Raw genomic sequence first — 19,770 nt, 5'->3', positions numbered from 1 at the left:
CTATATTCAGACATCAAAAAATACAGTTTTCAAAAAAATACCCATAAGCATTCAACTTATGGGTATTTCTTAATTATAATGTTTTTCCTGTCAACATTGTGTAAGCTTGAAGATATTTTTCAATAGTCTTATCCACAATCTCTTGAGGAAGTGTCCAGTCATTACCTGGATTTGCCTTTAGCCAGTCACGCGCAAATTGTTTGTCAAATGATGGTTGCGAATGACCCGCTTCATATCCATCTGCAGGCCAGAAACGAGAACTATCAGGAGTTAACATTTCATCGCCAATAACGATATTACCATTTTCGTCTAAACCAAATTCAAATTTTGTATCCGCAATAATAATCCCTTTGCTTAAAGCATATTCAGCACATTTTTTATATAAAGCGATTGTACAATCTTTGATCTTAGTTGCATATTCTTCACCATGTCCTGGGAAGTGTTTTTCTAAGTGCGCAATACTTTGTTCAAAAGAAATGTTTTCATCATGATCACCAATTTCAGCCTTTGTACTAGGTGTATAAATTGGTTCTGGAAGTTTTTGTGATTCTTGTAATCCTTCTGGAAGTTCAATACCACAAACCTTTCCTGTTTCTTGGTAGCTAGCCCATCCACTACCTGTGATGTAACCACGAACAATACATTCGATTGGAAGCATGTTCAATTTACGGCATAACATTGATTTTCCTTCAAATTTTTCTTGTTGGAAATATTCCGGCATATCCTTTGTATCCACACTAATCATGTGGTTTGGTAAGATATCTCTTGTGTAGTCAAACCAGAATTTTGACATCTGCGTTAAAACAGTTCCTTTTTTTGTCACCTCATTGTTTAGAATTACATCAAAACAACTGATACGATCTGTCGCAACCATAATAAGGTTGTCTTTATTGTCGTAAATCTCACGTACTTTTCCTTCTTTAATTGGTTTTAATTCCTGCATCTCGAATCTCCTTTTCTGCGTACAAGACAAAGATACAACTAAAACAAATTTAACACAATATCAAAATAAGGAAATCCTAAGATTTCCTTACAAATTTTTAACATTTAATGCACGAATCGCATTTAATACGGCAATGATCATAACGCCAACGTCCGCAAAAATCGCAAGCCACATATTCGCAATACCAATGGCACCTAAAATCAAACAAACGAGTTTAATACCAATCGCAAAATAAATATTCTCATATACAATATGAATACACTTCTTTGCAATCTTAATGGCTTTAGAAATCTTTAATGGATCATCATCCATCAAAACAATATCTGCCGCCTCAATGGCTGCATCACTGCCTAACGCACCCATCGCAATACCAATATCGGCTCTTGATAATACAGGAGCATCATTGATTCCATCTCCAACAAAGGCAAGATTTTCTTTTGGCTGTTTTAAAGATAATAGTTCTTCAACTTTATTCACCTTATCTTGAGGCAACAATTCCGAATACACTTTATCAATATGTAATTCAGAAGCCACTTTATCTGCCACACTTTTTACATCCCCAGTCAACATGACTGTTTGTTTAATGCCAGCCTTCTTTAATGCTTCAATAGCCTCTTTGGCATGTGGCTTCAACATATCCGAAATCACAATGTGACCTGCATATTTGCCATCAATAGCCATATGTACAATGGTTCCTACAGAATGGCATTCTTGATAAGGAATATTATACATCTTCATTAATTTATCATTACCTGCAAGTACTTGCACTCCATCAATTACAGCTTTAACACCATGACCACTTATTTCTTCTACATTTTCAATACGAGATTTATCGATTGTATTCCCATACGCCTTTAATAAACTTTTAGAAATAGGATGCGTCGAATAACTTTCAGCCATTGCCGCATACTCTAATAATTTCTCTTCTGGAATAGTCGCATGATGAATGCCTGCCACCTCAAATACACCTTGTGTCATTGTACCTGTTTTATCAAATACAACATATTTACAGGATGCCAAAGCCTCTAAATAGTTGGATCCTTTAACCAAAACGCCCTGATTGCTGGCACCACCAATTCCGGCAAAAAAACTCAAAGGAATACTAATCACCAGTGCACATGGACAAGAAATAACTAAGAATGTTAAGGCACGATATAGCCATGTACCAAAGTCAGCAGGATTTGATATAATCAAATTGAATACAGGTGGAAGTAAAAACAATGCCAAAGCACTATAACATACGACTGGCGTATAAATTCTCGCAAAACGTGAAATAAACGCTTCTGAACGAGATTTCTTACTTGACGCATTTTCAACCAAATCCAAAATTTTTGATACAGTGGATTCCCCAAATTCTTTTGTTGTCTTAATTTTTAATAAGCCAGTCATATTGATGCAGCCACTGATTACTTTATCATTTTCACTGACTTCTCTAGGCAAGCTTTCCCCTGTTAAAGCCGCTGTATTTAGAGTAGAACTTCCTTCAACCACAATTCCATCAATAGCTACTTTTTCACCAGGCTTAACCACAATGATTGTACCGATTTCAACTTCATCTGGATCTACCTGTTCAAGATTTCCATCCTCATCTTCAACATTGGCATAATCCGGACGAATATCCATTAATTCCGTAATGTTTTTGCGACTCTTACCTACCGCATAACTCTGGAACCATTCCCCAATCTGATAGAACAACATAACAGCTGTTGCTTCATCAAAAGATTTCAAACCAATAGCGCCTACTGTTGCGACAGCCATCAAAAAATTCTCATCAAATACCTGACGATTTCTAATTCCTTTAAAAGCCTTAAGAAGAATATCATAACCAATTTCTAGATAGGCCACTAGAAACAAAGAAATTTCAATATATTCAGGTAGTTTTGCGACCTTAATCATAATAAAAAGAATACTCGCAACAATAATTCGCTTTAACATCTTCTTCTGTTTCTTGTTCATACTTATCTCTACCTCTCCAAAAATATTAATTGTTCAATCATTCAACTATAATAATTGAAAAATAGAGATGCTTTCGCACCTTACTTTTCATTAAAAGAAAATTTCGCAATCATCTTCAACTTTTTTACAATTTTCTAAAACACGAGCCATAACTTCTTTAGGTTGAACTCCATCTTCAAATTCAACATTCATCTTTAACATCATGAAGTTTACAACTGCACTCTTAACACCTTCTGTACTATTAGCAGCTACTTCCATTTTGTTTGCACAGTTTGCACAATCTACATCAATCTTATAACTCTTTTTCATATTATTTTCCTCCACACTTGAATAATTGAACATATATTCAACTTTATTACACTTTCATTATATAGGATTCATACATGATGTCAATAACTTTTTGACAATTGTTCAATCATTCAACTATAATAAATAAAAAAGGAGAACATATGATTGGTACACATTGTGACTGCAAGCCTAAAAACACAGAATTAGTACAAGAAGTAAAAGAAAACATGCCGGCCTTTGATGAAATTATGAACCTATCAGATTTCTTTAAAGTCATGGGCGATAGTACACGCCTTCAGCTTTTATTATCCCTTCAACAAAGCGAAATGTGCGTATCGGATTTAGCCAACGTACTCGATATGACGAAATCTGCCGTATCACATCAATTAAAGGCACTACGCCTTTCTAAACTCATCAAATCTAGAAAAGAAGGAAAGACAGTCTACTATTCATTAGATGATGAACATATTGAAACCATTCTAGGCATGGCTTTTGATCATACAAAGGAACATTAAGAGGAAGATCGATTCTTCCTTTTTTTATGCCCTTTTTTCTAAAATTCAAACGCAAAACAAAGTCGATTATGTAATTGAGACATATGTATCATATATGCAAAACATATAAATATTTGTCATATAAAACAGATAACGTTTACATTGATAAAAAGACTTGAATTTTGAAATTATGAGAACTAAAATACCTTCTTATAGAAAAACGAATTTTGTCTTAATTCGTAAATTCACGGATTATTTCTGTCGTTTTTTTATTATTTTGAAAGGAGGAGCTATGGAAGAGTTCACAAAAGAACTACTCGACCAGTTAAACGTCGACACTGCGTTTACTATCGGTCCCTTTGCGATTAGTGAATCGGTTGTCATCACGTGGGTTGTCATGGCTATACTTGTTTTACTTTCTGCTTGGTTAACTCGAGGACTCAAAGTTCATAATCCAGGCAAAAAACAAATTGTAGCGGAAAGTATTGTCATATGGCTAGATAAATTCACAATTTCCATGCTTGGTGAAAATGCCAAAGAATATTCTACATACATTTCAACCATCCTATTATATATAGGACTTGCGAATATCATTGGCATCTTTGGTATGAAACCCCCAACCAAAGATATGAATGTCACTATCGCATTAGCACTTATGAGTATTGTATTAATTGAAGTTAGTGGTATACGAGCAAAAGGATTGAAAGGCTGGATCAAAAGCTTTACTCAGCCTGTCGCTGTGGTTACACCCATCAATATCCTCGAGATATTTACACGTCCTTTATCTCTATGTATGCGTCTATTCGGCAATGTCATTGGTGCCTTCGTCATAATGGAAATGATCAAAATGGTCGTTCCCGTCTTTATACCTACTGTATTTAGCTTGTACTTTGATTTCTTTGATGGATTCATTCAAGCTTATGTATTCGTCTTTTTAACATCACTATTTATCGCAGAAGCGACAGAAACAGAATAAATTAGGAGGAAATAAAAATGAGTTTAACAGCAATCGGAGTTGGAATGGCAGCACTTGCCGTTATTGGTGGAGGATTAGGTATTGGTTTTGCGACAAGCAGTGCCGTAAAAGCCATCGCCCAACAGCCAGAAGCTCACGGAAAAATTCGTAGCACCTTATTAATTGGTGCAGCTTTAGCTGAAGCAACAGCCATCTACGGATTTGTATTAGGTATTTTAATCATCTTAATGGTGAAATAGGTGGGATAATCTATGTTAAGAATTGATTCCAATATTCTTTGGATAATCATCAACCTACTTATCTTATATGCACTGATGAAGCGTTTTCTATTTCAACCAGTACATGACATTCTTGAAAAAAGAAAACAAGAAATAGAATCTGATTTTGCCTTGGCAAATCAAAAGAAACAAGAAGCTCTTGAATCAAAAAATAAAGCAGATCAACAGCTTGCAAATATACAAACAATTTGTGATGGCATGCTAGCGGATGCAAAAGAAAAAGCCAGCCTTGAATATGAACAAATTATTGCAGATGCAAACATGAAATCCGATGAAATGATTGAACAAGCTCGCATCAAAACGATTGAAGCTGCCAATGAGGAAAAGGCAAAAGCTAAATCTGAAATTGCAGATTTGATCAATAAAGCGGCTGATAAAATCACAAACACAAAAAGCGATGAAAAACTATATGATGATTTTTTAAAGGAAATGAAATAAATGAACAACGAAAATTTAAACGCAACCTTACGCTGTGTAACAAGGCCTAGTGCAGCGCAAGAAGAAAAAATAAAGACATTCCTTAAAAATAAATACCAGGCCGAAAATATCACACTAACCATCTCTATTGATCCAAGTGTACGTGGAGGCTTTATTCTAAACGCAAACAACGACGAATACGATTGGTCTACGCGTTCTCGCCAACAACAGCTTCAAAAACAAATTCAGGCGGCTCGAGATAAAGCTATTCAAATGAAAAAAGATGGAACACTTATGTCCATTTTAAAAGAGGCTATCGAACAATTCGAAGCCACTTCCCAAGAAAATGAAGTTGGCTATGTCGAAACAATTGGAGATGGTATCGCAACCATTTCGGGACTAGATCATGCAATGTATGGAGAAGTTGTTGTTTTTGAGAATGGTACAAAAGGAATGGTACTTGATATTACAACCGAAAACATTGGTGTTATTCTATTTGACACAGAAGGTACTATTGGTCAAGGTACAAAGGTTTCTCGTACAAAAAAACAAGCAGGTATGCCAGTCAGCTCTAATTTTCTAGGACGTGTCGTGGATCCACTTGGAAATCCAATTGATGGACTTGGTCCTATTGAAGCCGCTGAAATGCGTCCTATCGAAGAACCCGCCCCAAGCATTATTGATCGTAAACCTGTCACAACCCCTATGGAAACCGGTATTCTATCCATCGATTCTATGTTTCCTATTGGAAGAGGACAGCGCGAATTAATCATTGGGGATCGTCAAACGGGTAAAACTTCAATCGCATTGGATACTATACTAAATCAAAAAGGAAAAGACTGTATTTGTATTTATGTCTCTATTGCCCAAAAGGCAAGTACAGTGGCTAACCTAGTCAATACATTAAAGAAAAATGATGCGATGGGATATACAGTTATTGTAAACTCTACGGCTGCCGATTCAGCCAGCCTGCAATATATTGCTCCTTATTCTGCGACTTCTCTAGCTGAATACTTTATGCATCAAGGCAAAGACGTACTTATTGTCTACGATGATTTAAGCAAACATGCCGTTGCCTATCGTACGATCTCCTTATTACTAGGAAGATCTCCAGGACGTGAAGCCTATCCAGGTGATGTATTCTATTTACATTCTAGACTACTAGAACGTTCTTCTAGATTAAATTCAGGAGGATCCATCACAGCTCTTCCAATCATCGAAACCCAAGATGGAGATGTAAGTGCATATATTCCAACCAACGTTATTTCAATTACCGATGGTCAAATCTTCTTGGAAAGTGATTTATTCTTTGAAGGACAACGACCTGCTGTTAATGTTGGATTATCTGTTAGTCGTGTCGGTGGTGCCGCTCAAACTAAAGCCATGAAAAAGGCATCTGGATCTTTACGTATCAATTTAGCTCAATACCGTGAAATGAAGGAGTTTACACAATTTGCCTCCGATTTAGATGATGCGACAAAACGACAACTTCAACACGGACAAGTACTTATGGAGCTTTTGAAACAACCTTTAAACCACCCTATGTCACATGCAGACATGGTTATTATTCTAGTAGTTGCAGACGCAGGAATTCTAGATGATTTGAATTCAAAACAAGTCAAAAAAGAAGAAACAAAATTATTAGATTGGTTTAATGAAAATCACAGTGAAATCAGTCGTGAGATCAATACAACTAAAAAACTGGATGACAATTTAAAAACAAGAATCATTACACTAGCTAAACAATATAGAGGACAAGAATAATGTCACAAATCCGAGAAATCAAAGATCGAATGAATGGTATTCAATCGACTATGAAGATCACAAAAGCCATGTATATGATTTCTTCAACCAAAATGAATACGGCCAAACAAAAAGCCGCAAATACCGATCCTTATTTTTACTCATTACGAAAACAGATTTTGACGATCCTTCAAAATCTTCCTGATCACTTTGAGCATCCTTACTTAGATAGTCGAGAATATATTGATGAAAAACATCAAAATAAAGCCATCATATGTGTCACTGGAGATAAGGGGTTGGCCGGTGCCTACAACCTTAATGTTTTAAAGCTCACTGAACAAATCATTAAGGCTCATCCAAACTATAAGCTCTATATGATTGGAGAAGTTGGAAGACAATACTTTTTAAGACGACACATTCCGGTTGAAGAAAGTTTTCTATATACAGCGCAAAATCCAACTTTGAGTCGTGCAAGATCCATTTCGAGTAAAATGCTTGAACTGTATGCTGAAAAAACAATAGATGAAGTATTAATTATCTATACACGTATGGATCAACACAATCAATTTACGGTCGATGTTGAACAGTTACTTCCTTTGTATCGTTTAAACCAGGAAGTTGAAGTTGGTGGACAAACCATTCATTCCATTCAGTTGGAGCCAAGCCCTGCTGAATTATTAAACATTGTCATTCCTGATTATTTATCTGGATTTATTTATAGTTCCCTTGTTGAATCTTATGCATCCGAAAACTTTGCGCGTATGCAGGCAATGGATTCAGCGAATAAAAATGGTGAAGAATTATTAAACAGTTTATCTTTACAATACAATCGTCAAAGACAAGCAAAAATCACACAAGAAATAACAGAGGTTGCAGCCGGTGCCAAAGCTAGAAGGCAACAGCTACAAAAGAAGAAAAGGAGTCAATCCACATGCAAATAGGAAAAATCACACAAGTTATGGGCCCTGTTGTAGACGTACATTTTGATGAAACGCCACTTCCATATATTCAAACCGCTTTACAGGTTGATAACCACGGCAAAAAAGTTGTAATGGAAGTTATGCAGCACATTGGAACCGATACAGTACGTTGTATCATGTTATCGCCTAGTGAAGGCTTACAAAAAGATATGCCTGTCTTATCTACAGGAATGGGTATTGAAATTCCAGTTGGAACACAAAATTTAGGTCGTTTGTTTAATGTTTTGGGAGATACAATCGATGGAAAAGAAGCGATCGATACAGATACATATTGGCCTATTCACAGAAAACCACCAAAATTTGAAGATCAATCTCCTGTTACAGAAGTTCTTGAAACAGGAATCAAAGTTATTGACTTATTAGCACCATATGCCAAAGGTGGAAAGATTGGATTGTTTGGAGGTGCCGGCGTTGGAAAAACCGTACTGATCCAAGAATTGATTCGAAATATTGCCAGTGAGCATGGAGGCTATTCCATCTTTACAGGTGTTGGAGAAAGAAGTCGTGAAGGAAACGACTTATATACTGAAATGAGTGAATCCGGTGTAATCAAGAACACTGCACTTGTCTTTGGACAAATGAATGAAAGTCCAGGAGCCAGAATGCGTGTTGCTGAAACCGGACTGACTATGGCCGAATACTTCCGTGATGTTGAACATAAAGACGTTTTATTATTTATCGACAACATTTTCCGTTTTGTACAAGCTGGATCAGAAGTTTCTTCTTTACTTGGACGTATGCCATCTGCCGTTGGATATCAACCTACTTTAGCGAATGAAATGGGACAACTTCAAGAACGTATTTCTTCCACAAAAAACGGATCTGTTACTAGTGTACAAGCTGTATACGTTCCTGCAGATGATTTAACTGATCCTGCTCCTGCAACAACATTCGAACATTTGGATGCGACAACCGTCTTATCTCGTAAAGTTGTTGAACAAGGTATTTATCCTGCTGTAGATCCACTTGAATCAAGTTCAAGAATTCTTCAACCCGATATTGTAGGAGAAGAACATTATGAAACAGCTCAACGTGTTTTACAATACCTTCAAAAATATAAAGAACTACAAGATATTATCGCCATTTTAGGAATAGATGAACTAAGTGATGAAGATAAAACCGTTGTAGCCAGAGCTCGTCGTTTACGTAACTTTATGGCTCAACCATTCCATGTGGCTGAACAATTTACTTCAATTCCAGGAAAATATGTTCCTCTACAAGATACAATCAAAGGCTTTAAGGCGATCTTAGATGGAGAAATGGATGCATATCCTGAAAGTGCTTTTTTCAATGTAGGAACCATTGAAGAAGTCAAAGAAAAAGCGAAAGAAGTATAATCATGGAACTTTTTGATCTAAAAATCATGGCCAGTGATCACGTGTTTTATAATGGTAAAGCACAAGTATTAACGATACACACACCCAATGGAAGTAAACAATTTCTTGCACATCATGCCAAGGCAATCTACGCGATTACGCCTGGGCTTTTAAAAATCCGAAAAGAAGATAATTCTGAGATTGAAGTTGTTAGTGGATTAGGATCCATGATCTTTTCAAACAACCAAGCTGAAGTTTTAGTCGATACATGTGAAACACAAGAAGAACTAGACGCAAGAAGAGCCAAAGAATCTTTAGAACGTGCTAAAGAAAGAATGCGTCAAAAGCAATCCATTCGTGAATATTATATGTCACAAGCCAGTATGGCAAGAGCCTTAGCTCGTTTACAATTTAAAGATAAACACATTAATTAATAAACACATAAAAAAGCCTATACCTTTCATGATGATATAGGCTTTTTTCCTTTATATAAAGATCTTTTATATTTTTTCTGGTCTTAATTTAGTAAAATCATACATTTTTTCTGACCTCATCCATGAATTACAGAAATATATAAACTAAAAATTCAATCAACTGAAGAGATTTATAGCTTAAAATCTCTTTTTACATACAACATTTTATTTTCAATTTATACTTTATTTAAAACAAATATTATAATCAACTGTCAAAAAAACAAGATTTCTCTTGCCCTTAGTTTAATTGATATCTACATTCTTGATTATTGACTAAATTCTTTAGACTTTCCAATGAACAATGCACCATATCATAAGATACTTAATCCGTATAAAAGTCTGCATACGGCGTTACAATGATATTAAAATAGGCTTTTAATATCAATAAGTCTCAGTTTTTGATGACATTATAGTTGTGATCAATATGAATGACTTCCTGTTCATTTTCAAAAGAATCAATACCTGCACCACCAATGATTCCATTTTCAATACCTTCAATCAACACATCTGTATCAATGATCTCTCCACGAGATGTATTGATAATTAATAAACCCTTTTTTATCTGTTTTCACAATTTTTTACACCTCTTTCTTATGATATACTTCTAGTATGTGTACAAGCTTTCGATATACACCTAAAGTAGCCAAAGCCTTTGGTTTAAAAGAAAAAGACATTCATCCAAGTGACAAATGTCTTGTACTTACTCGAAACCAAAAGAAAATGGTGCCATTTGGGTATAAAACTAATAATTTAATCTTAAATGCTAGACAAGAAACTCTCTTAGAAAAGCCTTTATTTAAAGATTCTTTGCATTGTATTGTGCCTGCAGGAAGTTTTTACGAGTGGGATTTAGGTAAAAATAAAGTGGAATTTTATTGCGAGCACATTCTATATTTTGCAGGACTTCTTGTCGATAATCATCTTGTCATTATTACTACGGATGCCAATGCATATGTAAAACCTGTGCATTCTCGAATGCCAGTCATACTTGAAAAAGAAGATATAGATCCTTGGCTAAAGGATATTTCTAAAACCAAGGAAATCTTATCCAAACCAGGCATTGCACTTCAAAAAAAGCAGCTACAAGAACCACTTTTCTAAAGGAGATCTTATGAATATTACAGAGTTTCAAAAATCTAGATTCGGACTTTTTATCCATTGGGGAATCTATTCCATTCCAGCACGAGGTGAATGGGTCAGAAGCAACGAAGAAATGAAAGAAGAAGATTATATTCCTTTTGCGAATGAATTTGATCCAGATCTATTTGATCCACACCAATGGGCTAAATTGGCCAAAGCAGCTGGTATGAAATATGCCGTAATGACTGCCAAGCACCACGATGGATATTGTATGTTTGATACAAAGACTACAGATTGGAAGGCAAATCATGATTATGTCAGAGAATTTTTAGATGCATTTAGAGAAGAAGGCTTAAAAGTCGGTCTATATTATTCCCTGCTTGATTGGCATCATTCGGACTATCCTCACTTTAAAGATCGACATCATCCAGAAAGAAACAATGCAGAATATGATAAACCAATTTGTTTTTCAAACTATTTGAATTATATGTATACTCAAATCAAAGAATTACTTACAAACTATGGAAAGTTGGATATCATGTGGTTTGACTTTTCTTATGACAATATGACAAAAGATGTATGGGATGCCCATAAAATCGTAACAATGGCAAGAACCTACCAGCCAGACATGATCATCGACAATCGTTTAGAAGGTGATGGTGTACATCCTGGAACCATTATGGATGCACATCCTAGTTTTACAGCCGGTGATTTTACTTCACCTGAACAAATGATTCCTCCTCAAGGCTTATCTGTGCCTTGGGAAGCTTGCATCACTATGAATGAACATTGGGGATATTGCGCTAAGGACACGAATTATAAATCTGCTAAGCTAATCATCCGTACTCTAGTTGAATGTATATCCAAGGGTGGAAATATGATTTTGAATGTGGGGCCGGATGCTAGAGGGCAATTTCCTAAAGAATCTATCCAAGTATTGAATGAAATCAGGGAATGGATGAAACTAAATAAAGCTTCTATTTATAGTTGTACAAAGTGTGAATTAGAAAAACCAGAATGGGGAAGATACACACAAAAGGGAAATAAAATTTATGCGCATATTCTAGATGAGAGTATTTTTGATATACCTGTTAAAATTCGGAAAGAAAGAATCCAAGACATAAGAAGATTGTCTGATCATTCTCAAATCAAAATTCAAACGCCTTGGAACGCAGAAAGTTTTCCTGACTATACATTTATCCATATTGATTCCAATTCACACCATTGTCCAGATCCAATTGACACGGTGATTGAAATCACATTAAAAGATTAGCTTAAATTCTTGCTGGTTTCTTTTATTATATAGATCGGTCTTTGTTTACTTTCCATATAGTCTTTTGTCGTATATTGACCTAAAATGGCCACAAACAACATTTGAAGCCCACTCAAAAACAGAATCAAACATACTAAATGAAACATAGACGTGACATGTACTAACAATCCAAACAAAGTCATTAAAATCGATGAAATCATAATAACGGTTCCTATATTTCCAATCCATACAATCGGCGCTGTAGAAAAGGAAAACATACCTTCCATCGCATATGCGAATAGTTTTGAAAAATTCCATTTAGAATTACCTGCAGCTCGTTGTACATTACGGAATTCAATCCATTTTGTATCAAATCCTACAAAAGAAAATAATCCTTTCATATAGCGATTGTATTCTTTTAACTCTAGAATCGCATCCACCATTTGTCTTGACATCATCCGAAAATCACCACAACCATCGCTCATATCCATTTTACACATTTTCTGCATCACTTTATAAAAGATATGCGATAAAAAGTTACGAATCTTTCCTTCACCCGTACGGTCTACTCTTTTTCCGGCACAACAATCGTAGCCTTCTTCACTAACCACCTTATACATTTCTTTTAATAATACAGGAGGATGCTGCAAATCAGCATCCATGATCACAACATAATCGCCATTTGATTTCTTTAATCCTGCAAACATAGCGGCTTCTTTACCAAAATTTCTAGAAAAAGAAACAAATTCACAATGCTCATCCTTTAAACTCAAAGCTCTTAATATATCTTTTGTGTGATCCTTTGATCCATCATCCACAAACAACAATTCATAGGTAATTCCATCTATTTCATTCAATACTTCGCTTGTCTTTTTGTAAAACACGGAAAGAACTTCTTCTTCATTAAAACAAGGAACGACAACACTAATTTTGTTCATACAACATTTCCTCCTTCTTAGAAAATATATGAGATTTACATAAGAAATAATTGACTAAAACAGTAATCACACTGACTAAAATCTTAGATAATAAATTTGAAATATGTACGCCATCAATACAAATGGCCAATAGTAGATTTTCAACAAGTAATGTCATAAATCGAAGTCCAAAAAACTCGATACACTCTTTTTTCATATCATTACTTGAATGAAATACAACTTTACGGTTTGAAAAATACGCAAAAATAACGGCAACCAACCAAGCTAGACTATTGCTTGTCAGCCAATCGATTCCTATTTTTAAACAAATAAAATAAACAATATAATTCACAAGAGTTGTCATAACTCCCACAATTCCATAACTAATAAATTCTTTGACTTTTTCCATATCCAAAATCCTCCTATTATAATGAAAAGAACGCTTATACCCAGTCCTGCATTCTTAAATGGTGCATGAAATTGAATCATAATTGTATGGCTTCCTTTTTTGATTTTGCATCCCACAAAAGCCTTATTCACAATTTCAATATTCTGCTTTTTTCCATCAATATATATTTCATATCCCTTTTCATAAGGATATGAAGTTACAAGATAACCATCTTTAGATGTTGTTACTTTCCCCTTAAAAATAGAAGTTGTCTTTAATGGTTTTACTTTAGTCACAACTCGGTCAAACACATTCATATCACATGTATAAACACGAATATTGGATATCTTATATTTTCCTTTGGATAAAGTAACATCAAATTGTTTCAATTCTTTTTTAGAAAGAATATACGTAAAATGTTTATTCCCATTTGGATACACAGAATGTTTTTTTGACAATGTATTCTTCATTCCGTTTATGGATATCGAAATCTTTTTATCTGTATAATTCTTTACATCAAAATCAATACAGATCAGTTTATTTTTAGCATCAAAATCAATGGGTATTGTTTTTTTTATTTTCCTTTTGTTCTGAATCACAATCGATTGATCTAAATTCTTTATAAGTTTCATCTTTGAGGCATAATCATTACTTGTTTCACCATTCACAATCGTGCGATTATAGATGATATCCAAATTATATGGATAAAAGAGTTTATCAAACTCAGATTCCCTCATCGTATCACTTGTGACATAGACCATTGGAAATACATTTTTATTCTTTAATAATTTATATTTTCCTTTACTATCTACTTCTTTATATCCATATAAATTAGAGTCTTTACTCAATACATTTTGAATCCCCATCATACTCAAATATAAATAATTCTCACTATCTGTTATGATTGTTCGATTGGATTGGGAAATCGGACTTTTTATAATGTCATAAATGAAAGTGTTATATAAAAAATTGCTTGTTGACGTATAACTTGATGCCTTCATTTCTTTTGGGTCATAGATACGATTGACACTATAACCCACCTGATCTAAATCGGCTGTTCGTTGATTCAAATCGTTTCTTTGCATCAATTTTTGTTTATCCTTAGAATACATTGAATTATAGAGTTTTAAATCTAAGCACTGATTGTAGTTGAATCCTGTAAAAACAATCATAGGTACAAGGGCATACATCATTAAACATTCTTTTTTATCCATAAAGTAATAGCCAATAAACACAAGTGAAATTAATAATCCAAGAAGTGTTGTTTTTGTGCAAAGAAATAAACTAGCTAAAACAAGTAAACTTTTATTCAACTTTCCTTCTTGTAACCAATAGGAAAGGATCATAAGCACGAGTGGTAAACATAACACCAATATTTTTGTGCGTGCATATAAAGTTCCATTCAATATATAAGAGAACATCGGGAAAACAAACATTAAAATCAACAGAATCGATAGTTTCCTTGTCTTTTTAAATTGAATGCCTTGAAATAGGGCAATCCAGCTAATCACAGTCAACCCACATCCATAGCTATCATAGACAAGTCCTTTTAGAGTAAAGTTTGGAATTAATAAATTAAATAGGTTGGTTTGTACAACTGATTTATGATTGTTTAAAATCAAATATCCGGTTGGTAGCCATAAAATTGTAGCCATACCAATACCAATAAGAATCGAAATCAGAATATCTTTTATCATATGGTTTTGATTATAATCATATAAAAACAGAATCAATATCATGCCTGGCGTATAGAAATAGTTATGGAAAAGTGCCATAACTACACATAGACTAATCCATTGTCTTTTATTTTTATCGATTAGAATGAATGAAAGAAATAAAAAGGGAAGAATTTCTATAAACATAATTTGTTGGTGGGACTGAAAGAAGCAATTGGCGCATATGCAACATATGCTTGAAAAGAAACTAATCGAATCTTTGTATCCTTTATTTCTTAGCCAGTAATAACAAAGTCCTCCTGTAGATGACCATAGAAGTGTTACATAACCTATAATAAAGAAATGTATTGGAATATTTGGAAATAAATAAGAAACTAAAACGTCTGGCCTTAATAGTCCATAATATGAAAAACTAAAGGCATTGGTTTGTCCTTGAAGATTCGCAAAACTATCTGGAAGTAATTGTTGGGTCTGTCGAAAATAGTCTGCCAAAGATATATGTTGGGATAACCAATCTAACTTTGATCCATACATGGAATATGTGGATACACAGAGTACAAATAAAATGGGTAATATAAATAGTATTGTAATGTAAAACGTATCTCTCTTTTTCATAGCTTTACTATACAAAATAAATCTTAAGTATCGACAAAAGGAAATATTAAACTTTCATAAATATATTAAGAAGATTTAAGAAATGCATAAGTAGAGTGTTAAGAAATGTTTGATAGAATTTTTTTGTGATGAAAATGAAAAAGTTATTATTATGCATTTTAAGTTTAATGCTTTGTCTAAATACATCCGTAATTCATGCCCAAGAGCCTGAATCTTTAATGATTGTGGCCCATCCAGATGATGAAACAATTTGGGGTGGATCTCATTTAATCAATGGAAATTACACGGTTTTATGTATTACGAATGGAAACAATAAAAAGAGAAAAAAAGAATTTATGAAGGTGCTGGAGAAGACACATTCTAAAGGAATTATTTTATCTTTTCCTGATAAGACAAAGGGTAAGCGTGATAACTGGAAATCTTGTAAAAAGGATATTCAAAGAGAAATCAAAAAGGAAATCGATTCTAAGGATTGGGACAAAATTGTAACGCATAATCCAGATGGTGAATATGGGCATATCCATCATAAAAAGATATCTAAGTATGTTACTATGATTTTAAAAAAAGAAGATAAGACAAATCAGCTTATATATTTTGGTAAGTATGCATCAAAGAAAAACAAGGCTGAATTAAAAAATGAAAAAAAATTATCCAAGAAAGATTATAAAGGAAAATTGGATGTCATTCAGTGGTATTCTTCGCAATCGAAAGTGATAGATCATTTACATCATATGTTGCCTTATGAAAATTGGAAACCCTATAGTAATTGGGGTAAAATAGAATAAAAGAAAGGGGATGTGAACATGCAGACGCGTATTTTAGTGGCGGATGACAATGCAGAAATCCGTGAAATATTAAGAATTTTATTAACTGGCGAAGGCTATGAAGTGATTGAAGCCAAAGATGGAAACGAGGTCCTTCAATTGTTTGATTCTTCCATCGATTTAATCGTCCTTGATATTATGATGCCGAATATGAATGGTTACCAGACTTGTTTAAAGCTTCGTGAAACAAGCAATGTCCCTATCTTATTTTTAACAGCCAAAGGATTAGATTCGGATAAGACGCTTGGTTTTTCAAGTGGTGCCGATGACTATTTGGCAAAGCCTTTTTCGTATAGTGAATTAACGGCAAGAGTTAAAGCTTTACTTCGTCGTTATCAAGTCTATAAGGGTAAAAAAGAAGAAATATTACTTGATACAGAAAAGGATTTAAGTATGGATGGTCTTACTTTGCGTTATGCCCAACAAAATGCAGAGGTCAATGGAAAGGAAGTTGAATTAACGGATATTGAATTTAATATTTTGAGTACGTTGATGAAGAATCCTAAACAAATTTTTTCAGCTGAACAATTGTATGAAAAAGCATGGAATGAGCCGTATTATTATTCGGCAAATAATACAATCATGGTTCATATTCGTAATCTTAGAAAGAAAATCGAGAAGGATCCCGCCAATCCAGTATACATAAAAACAATTTGGGGAAAGGGGTATCGTTTTGAATAAAAAAATAACGAGACTGTATCTTTCCCTTCTTGTTTTTTTATTGAGTTTTTTCGCAATATATTCTCAAAGATTTGTCGTATACGATTATTTAAATACTCATTATGAGTATTCTGATACTTTATCTAAAGAAAAAATAAAAGAGGCGAAGGCTTATTTAGATGAACAAGAACAAGTGGATTTTATGAACCACACTCAAATTCGTAAAGATTTAAATCAATTATTAAAAAAGGGAAGTTATCAAGTCATTTTATATAAAACAAAATCAAATAAACCAGATGATAAAGTCATCGATTCTATACTTTCGTTTTGTGGCCGTACTCCTTTAAAAAATGCACAAAAGTATAATATTTTTATAAAGAGTTCAAGTAAAATGAGTTGTATTGAGTGGTATCCATCTTTCACGAATTATTATCATTCTTATCGTATTTTCAACTGTATTTTAAGTCTTATTATAACAATTCTTTTTTATTTACTTTTAAAAAATCTTAAACCACTCCGTTCAAAGAAAAACGTCTTCTATTCCTTATCCAGTCGTATGATGTTCTCTTTTCTTTGTGCAACATTGTTGGTATTAACTTCTTTTTCATTTCTATATTTAAATCGCAGTGCTGTCTTTGAGTTTTTAATGGATACTTTTTATCAATCGGAAGATTATTCTTCTTATGTAAAGAAATTAGAAAAAAAACTCCAAAATTTTGATCTAACGAAGGAAAATAAAAAAGCCATCAATCATATATTAAAAGAAAATGCACTCAATCATGCGTATGTAGAATTATATGATCAGGATGGAATCTATTTTACGGACAAATCTCCATTAAGCAGTAATAATTTATTGTTGTTATATAGTTTTGATGATTTGGATGTCTTGGAGGCCCCGTTGTATTATGATTATCCAATACATTTTAAAAACCAAGCCGTTTATTTATATATTACTTCATTTCCTATGATTCCATTCCAAATTCCTTATATTATTCTTTCACTTTTGATTTCTTTCTCTTTCTATTTGATCATCCTACAAAGCTTCATCCGTAAACGAATTCAGTCCATTCAAAATTTACAGGAAGATGTGTTTACTTTAGCAATTGGAGATTGGAATCATGAAATCAAAGTAAGTGATAAAGATGAGATTGGACGTTTAGCCCAGGACTTGAATCAAATGCGCATTGCCTTTCTACAAACAATGGACAATGAACAACAGGCTCGTGTTGTGAATAAAGAATTAATTTCTTCTTTATCCCATGATTTAAGAACTCCACTAACAACATTAAAGGGATACCTTGAAATCATGAATTTAAAAAAGGACGATATTAAATTTCGTGATCAATATCTTCAAAAATGTTTAGATAAGGTTGAAGAAATCACATATCTTTCCAATAAAATGTTTGAGTATTCTCTTGTCTTTTCAACAGAATATAATTCGGATTTATCGAATATTCCTGTTCAAAAGTGCATCGATACATTGGTAGATCATATTCAGTATTTAAGAGAAATGGATCTTCATATTTTATATGAACCTCTACAAACTTCTCTATCTATGGATGCGAATTTTGCGATAATTCAAAGAATATTAAATAATGTATTCTCGAATATTCAAAAATATTGTGATCCTTGGAAAGATATAGTGATTCAAACAATGATTGAAGAAGACCAATTAAAAATGAGTTTTACGAATTCAATCAATCATCATTTGGATAAAGTCGAAAGTAATGGAATTGGTTTGAAGAGTGTTAAAAAAATGATAAAAATCCATCATGGTACTTTCTATCAAGACGAAACAAATGATTTATTTACTATTATATTAACTTTCCCTATTCATCAGTAAGAGTGAATCTTACTGATTTTTTCCAAATAAAATCAAAAAAATTATGGTATTATTAGCGTTTGCTTTTTGGTACATATTGGAAACATCTTTGATTGAACAACACAAAAAGTTTTATTCAGGAGGAGAAAATATATGCCAAAAACAAAATTCGAAAATATTGTATTCACTTTATTCATGTGTTTTAATGGTTTATGCCATGATTTGTTGCAACATCGCACTTAATATGGGTGGAATGTCTAATCAAGTCTTTTTATTATCCTTTCATGAATTAATCATCATGTGGCCGGTTGCTTTTATTTTAGAATATTTCTTTGTTGATAAACTAGCACATTACTTTACATTTAAAGTTGTAACACCGAAGAATCGTCCTTTCTTTATCACACTTGCGATTTCTTTCTACATTATTTGTATTATATGTCCAATCATGAGTTTGATTGCGACCATTCTATTCAAAACACCAGGTGTCCAAATTATTTCAGTTTGGTTTATGACTATTTTATTTAATTTCCCAATGGCTTTCTTTTGGCAAATTTGTTATATTTAAGTGGCGAAAACTTCATAGCTTGCCGTGGAGATAAAAACCACTTTTTGTATTATATAATGCGTATTAAAAATATATAATATATGTAGAAATAGTTCGGAGTTGATATC

The 19,770-nt window shown here is 33.5% G+C and carries 21 protein-coding genes; 14 read left to right on the top strand and 7 right to left on the bottom strand.

Annotated elements, in window-relative coordinates:
* Positions 1–73: 73 nt before the first annotated feature.
* The 3 genes from LJE08_RS06600 to LJE08_RS06590 all read right to left on the bottom strand — a co-directional run bounded on the left by LJE08_RS06600 (position 74) and on the right by LJE08_RS06590 (position 3,208).
* Positions 74–943 carry a phosphoribosylaminoimidazolesuccinocarboxamide synthase gene (locus LJE08_RS06600; RefSeq protein ID WP_117925765.1) on the bottom strand — a complete coding sequence of 290 codons (870 nt, stop codon included), beginning with the start codon at positions 941–943 and terminating at the stop codon, positions 74–76.
* Positions 944–1,030: 87 nt separating this feature from the next.
* Entirely contained in the window at positions 1,031–2,899 is a 1,869-nt protein-coding gene (locus tag LJE08_RS06595) for a heavy metal translocating P-type ATPase (protein ID WP_186998558.1), read from the bottom strand.
* A 90-nt stretch (positions 2,900–2,989) separates the two neighbouring features.
* On the bottom strand, positions 2,990–3,208 hold the full coding sequence (locus LJE08_RS06590) for a cation transporter (protein WP_117925762.1): 219 nt from the start codon (positions 3,206–3,208) through the stop codon (positions 2,990–2,992).
* 140 nt (positions 3,209–3,348) lie between these two features.
* Here LJE08_RS06590 and LJE08_RS06585 point away from each other — a divergent pair, with 140 nt between their 5' ends.
* The 8 genes from LJE08_RS06585 (at position 3,349) to LJE08_RS06550 (ending at position 9,825) form a co-directional block, all read left to right on the top strand.
* A complete protein-coding gene (locus LJE08_RS06585) occupies positions 3,349–3,702 on the top strand; it encodes a helix-turn-helix transcriptional regulator (RefSeq protein WP_040466407.1) in 354 nt (117 codons plus the stop codon).
* A gap of 169 nt (positions 3,703–3,871) precedes the next feature.
* Positions 3,872–4,657, top strand: a complete 786-nt coding sequence (locus LJE08_RS06580) for a F0F1 ATP synthase subunit A (RefSeq protein ID WP_227402756.1) — start codon at positions 3,872–3,874, stop codon at positions 4,655–4,657.
* 17 nt (positions 4,658–4,674) lie between these two features.
* Positions 4,675–4,896 carry an ATP synthase F0 subunit C gene (atpE, locus tag LJE08_RS06575; RefSeq protein ID WP_040466409.1) on the top strand — a complete coding sequence of 74 codons (222 nt, stop codon included), beginning with the start codon at positions 4,675–4,677 and terminating at the stop codon, positions 4,894–4,896.
* A 12-nt stretch (positions 4,897–4,908) separates the two neighbouring features.
* Entirely contained in the window at positions 4,909–5,373 is a 465-nt protein-coding gene (locus LJE08_RS06570; RefSeq protein ID WP_227402755.1) for an ATP synthase F0 subunit B, read from the top strand.
* On the top strand, positions 5,374–7,116 hold the full coding sequence (gene atpA, locus LJE08_RS06565) for a F0F1 ATP synthase subunit alpha (RefSeq protein WP_217256075.1): 1,743 nt from the start codon (positions 5,374–5,376) through the stop codon (positions 7,114–7,116).
* Complete coding sequence (atpG, locus tag LJE08_RS06560; RefSeq protein WP_117925751.1) at positions 7,116–8,036, top strand: ATP synthase F1 subunit gamma; 921 nt, start codon at positions 7,116–7,118, stop codon at positions 8,034–8,036. Before atpA ends, atpG begins: the two co-directional genes overlap by 1 nt.
* The gene (gene atpD / locus LJE08_RS06555; protein WP_370633243.1) at positions 8,021–9,412 is read left to right on the top strand and encodes a F0F1 ATP synthase subunit beta; all 1,392 of its coding nucleotides are present in this window, start codon (positions 8,021–8,023) and stop codon (positions 9,410–9,412) included. Before atpG ends, atpD begins: the two co-directional genes overlap by 16 nt.
* Before the next feature lie 2 nt (positions 9,413–9,414).
* Positions 9,415–9,825, top strand: a complete 411-nt coding sequence (locus LJE08_RS06550) for a F0F1 ATP synthase subunit epsilon (protein WP_117925749.1) — start codon at positions 9,415–9,417, stop codon at positions 9,823–9,825.
* A gap of 430 nt (positions 9,826–10,255) precedes the next feature.
* Here LJE08_RS06550 and LJE08_RS06545 read toward each other — a convergent pair whose 3' ends face one another.
* Positions 10,256–10,426 carry an NAD(P)-dependent oxidoreductase gene (locus LJE08_RS06545; RefSeq protein ID WP_117925748.1) on the bottom strand — a complete coding sequence of 57 codons (171 nt, stop codon included), beginning with the start codon at positions 10,424–10,426 and terminating at the stop codon, positions 10,256–10,258.
* Between the two features lie 47 nt (positions 10,427–10,473).
* On the opposite strand from LJE08_RS06545, the gene LJE08_RS06540 reads away from it, so the two are divergent.
* Both LJE08_RS06540 and LJE08_RS06535 read left to right on the top strand, forming a co-directional pair.
* Positions 10,474–10,965, top strand: a complete 492-nt coding sequence (locus LJE08_RS06540; RefSeq protein WP_186998562.1) for an SOS response-associated peptidase — start codon at positions 10,474–10,476, stop codon at positions 10,963–10,965.
* Between the two features lie 10 nt (positions 10,966–10,975).
* Positions 10,976–12,217 (top strand): alpha-L-fucosidase, encoded by a 1,242-nt coding sequence (locus LJE08_RS06535; RefSeq protein ID WP_238635991.1) that lies wholly within the window; start codon positions 10,976–10,978, stop codon positions 12,215–12,217.
* Here LJE08_RS06535 and LJE08_RS06530 read toward each other — a convergent pair.
* Genes LJE08_RS06530 through LJE08_RS06520 form a run of 3 tightly spaced genes read right to left on the bottom strand, consistent with a single transcriptional unit; the run spans position 12,214 to position 15,669 of the window.
* On the bottom strand, positions 12,214–13,134 hold the full coding sequence (locus LJE08_RS06530; protein WP_217256078.1) for a glycosyltransferase family 2 protein: 921 nt from the start codon (positions 13,132–13,134) through the stop codon (positions 12,214–12,216). The two genes, LJE08_RS06535 and LJE08_RS06530, sit on opposite strands and share 4 nt — an antisense overlap.
* Positions 13,121–13,522, bottom strand: a complete 402-nt coding sequence (locus LJE08_RS06525; protein WP_186998564.1) for a GtrA family protein — start codon at positions 13,520–13,522, stop codon at positions 13,121–13,123. The genes LJE08_RS06530 and LJE08_RS06525 overlap by 14 nt, the downstream gene beginning before the upstream one ends.
* The gene (locus LJE08_RS06520; protein ID WP_227402752.1) at positions 13,474–15,669 is read right to left on the bottom strand and encodes a YfhO family protein; all 2,196 of its coding nucleotides are present in this window, start codon (positions 15,667–15,669) and stop codon (positions 13,474–13,476) included. Before LJE08_RS06520 ends, LJE08_RS06525 begins: the two co-directional genes overlap by 49 nt.
* 257 nt (positions 15,670–15,926) lie before the next feature.
* Here LJE08_RS06520 and LJE08_RS06515 point away from each other — a divergent pair, with 257 nt between their 5' ends.
* Genes LJE08_RS06515 through LJE08_RS06500 form a run of 4 tightly spaced genes read left to right on the top strand, consistent with a single transcriptional unit; the run spans position 15,927 to position 19,663 of the window.
* Entirely contained in the window at positions 15,927–16,577 is a 651-nt protein-coding gene (locus LJE08_RS06515) for a PIG-L family deacetylase (RefSeq protein ID WP_227402751.1), read from the top strand.
* Positions 16,578–16,595: 18 nt separating this feature from the next.
* Positions 16,596–17,297, top strand: a complete 702-nt coding sequence (locus LJE08_RS06510; RefSeq protein WP_117925741.1) for a response regulator transcription factor — start codon at positions 16,596–16,598, stop codon at positions 17,295–17,297.
* Entirely contained in the window at positions 17,290–19,119 is a 1,830-nt protein-coding gene (locus LJE08_RS06505) for a histidine kinase dimerization/phospho-acceptor domain-containing protein (protein ID WP_227402750.1), read from the top strand. Before LJE08_RS06510 ends, LJE08_RS06505 begins: the two co-directional genes overlap by 8 nt.
* Before the next feature lie 43 nt (positions 19,120–19,162).
* Positions 19,163–19,663 carry a DUF2798 domain-containing protein gene (locus LJE08_RS06500; protein WP_227402749.1) on the top strand — a complete coding sequence of 167 codons (501 nt, stop codon included), beginning with the start codon at positions 19,163–19,165 and terminating at the stop codon, positions 19,661–19,663.
* Positions 19,664–19,770: the final 107 nt, after the last annotated feature.

Source organism: Holdemanella sp. DFI.5.55 (genome assembly GCF_020593575.1).
GTDB lineage: Bacteria > Bacillota_I > Bacilli_A > Erysipelotrichales > Erysipelotrichaceae > Holdemanella > Holdemanella hominis.
This window is presented reverse-complemented; position numbering and strand designations above follow the sequence as displayed.

What these genes read in the sequence shown, in the direction of transcription:
- LJE08_RS06600 (WP_117925765.1), bottom strand. Translation starts at nt 943, where the DNA reads ATGCAGGAATTAAAACCAATTAAAGAAGGAAAAGTACGTGAGATTTAC.
- atpE (WP_040466409.1), top strand. Translation starts at nt 4,675, where the DNA reads ATGAGTTTAACAGCAATCGGAGTTGGAATGGCAGCACTTGCCGTTATT.
- LJE08_RS06580 (WP_227402756.1), top strand. Translation starts at nt 3,872, where the DNA reads ATGAGAACTAAAATACCTTCTTATAGAAAAACGAATTTTGTCTTAATT.
- LJE08_RS06510 (WP_117925741.1), top strand. Translation starts at nt 16,596, where the DNA reads ATGCAGACGCGTATTTTAGTGGCGGATGACAATGCAGAAATCCGTGAA.
- LJE08_RS06595 (WP_186998558.1), bottom strand. Translation starts at nt 2,899, where the DNA reads ATGAACAAGAAACAGAAGAAGATGTTAAAGCGAATTATTGTTGCGAGT.
- LJE08_RS06540 (WP_186998562.1), top strand. Translation starts at nt 10,474, where the DNA reads ATGTGTACAAGCTTTCGATATACACCTAAAGTAGCCAAAGCCTTTGGT.
- LJE08_RS06515 (WP_227402751.1), top strand. Translation starts at nt 15,927, where the DNA reads ATGAAAAAGTTATTATTATGCATTTTAAGTTTAATGCTTTGTCTAAAT.
- LJE08_RS06585 (WP_040466407.1), top strand. Translation starts at nt 3,349, where the DNA reads ATGATTGGTACACATTGTGACTGCAAGCCTAAAAACACAGAATTAGTA.
- LJE08_RS06530 (WP_217256078.1), bottom strand. Translation starts at nt 13,134, where the DNA reads ATGAACAAAATTAGTGTTGTCGTTCCTTGTTTTAATGAAGAAGAAGTT.
- LJE08_RS06570 (WP_227402755.1), top strand. Translation starts at nt 4,909, where the DNA reads ATGTTAAGAATTGATTCCAATATTCTTTGGATAATCATCAACCTACTT.
- LJE08_RS06500 (WP_227402749.1), top strand. Translation starts at nt 19,163, where the DNA reads ATGGTATTATTAGCGTTTGCTTTTTGGTACATATTGGAAACATCTTTG.
- LJE08_RS06535 (WP_238635991.1), top strand. Translation starts at nt 10,976, where the DNA reads ATGAATATTACAGAGTTTCAAAAATCTAGATTCGGACTTTTTATCCAT.
- LJE08_RS06550 (WP_117925749.1), top strand. Translation starts at nt 9,415, where the DNA reads ATGGAACTTTTTGATCTAAAAATCATGGCCAGTGATCACGTGTTTTAT.
- LJE08_RS06590 (WP_117925762.1), bottom strand. Translation starts at nt 3,208, where the DNA reads ATGAAAAAGAGTTATAAGATTGATGTAGATTGTGCAAACTGTGCAAAC.
- atpG (WP_117925751.1), top strand. Translation starts at nt 7,116, where the DNA reads ATGTCACAAATCCGAGAAATCAAAGATCGAATGAATGGTATTCAATCG.
- LJE08_RS06525 (WP_186998564.1), bottom strand. Translation starts at nt 13,522, where the DNA reads ATGGAAAAAGTCAAAGAATTTATTAGTTATGGAATTGTGGGAGTTATG.
- atpA (WP_217256075.1), top strand. Translation starts at nt 5,374, where the DNA reads ATGAACAACGAAAATTTAAACGCAACCTTACGCTGTGTAACAAGGCCT.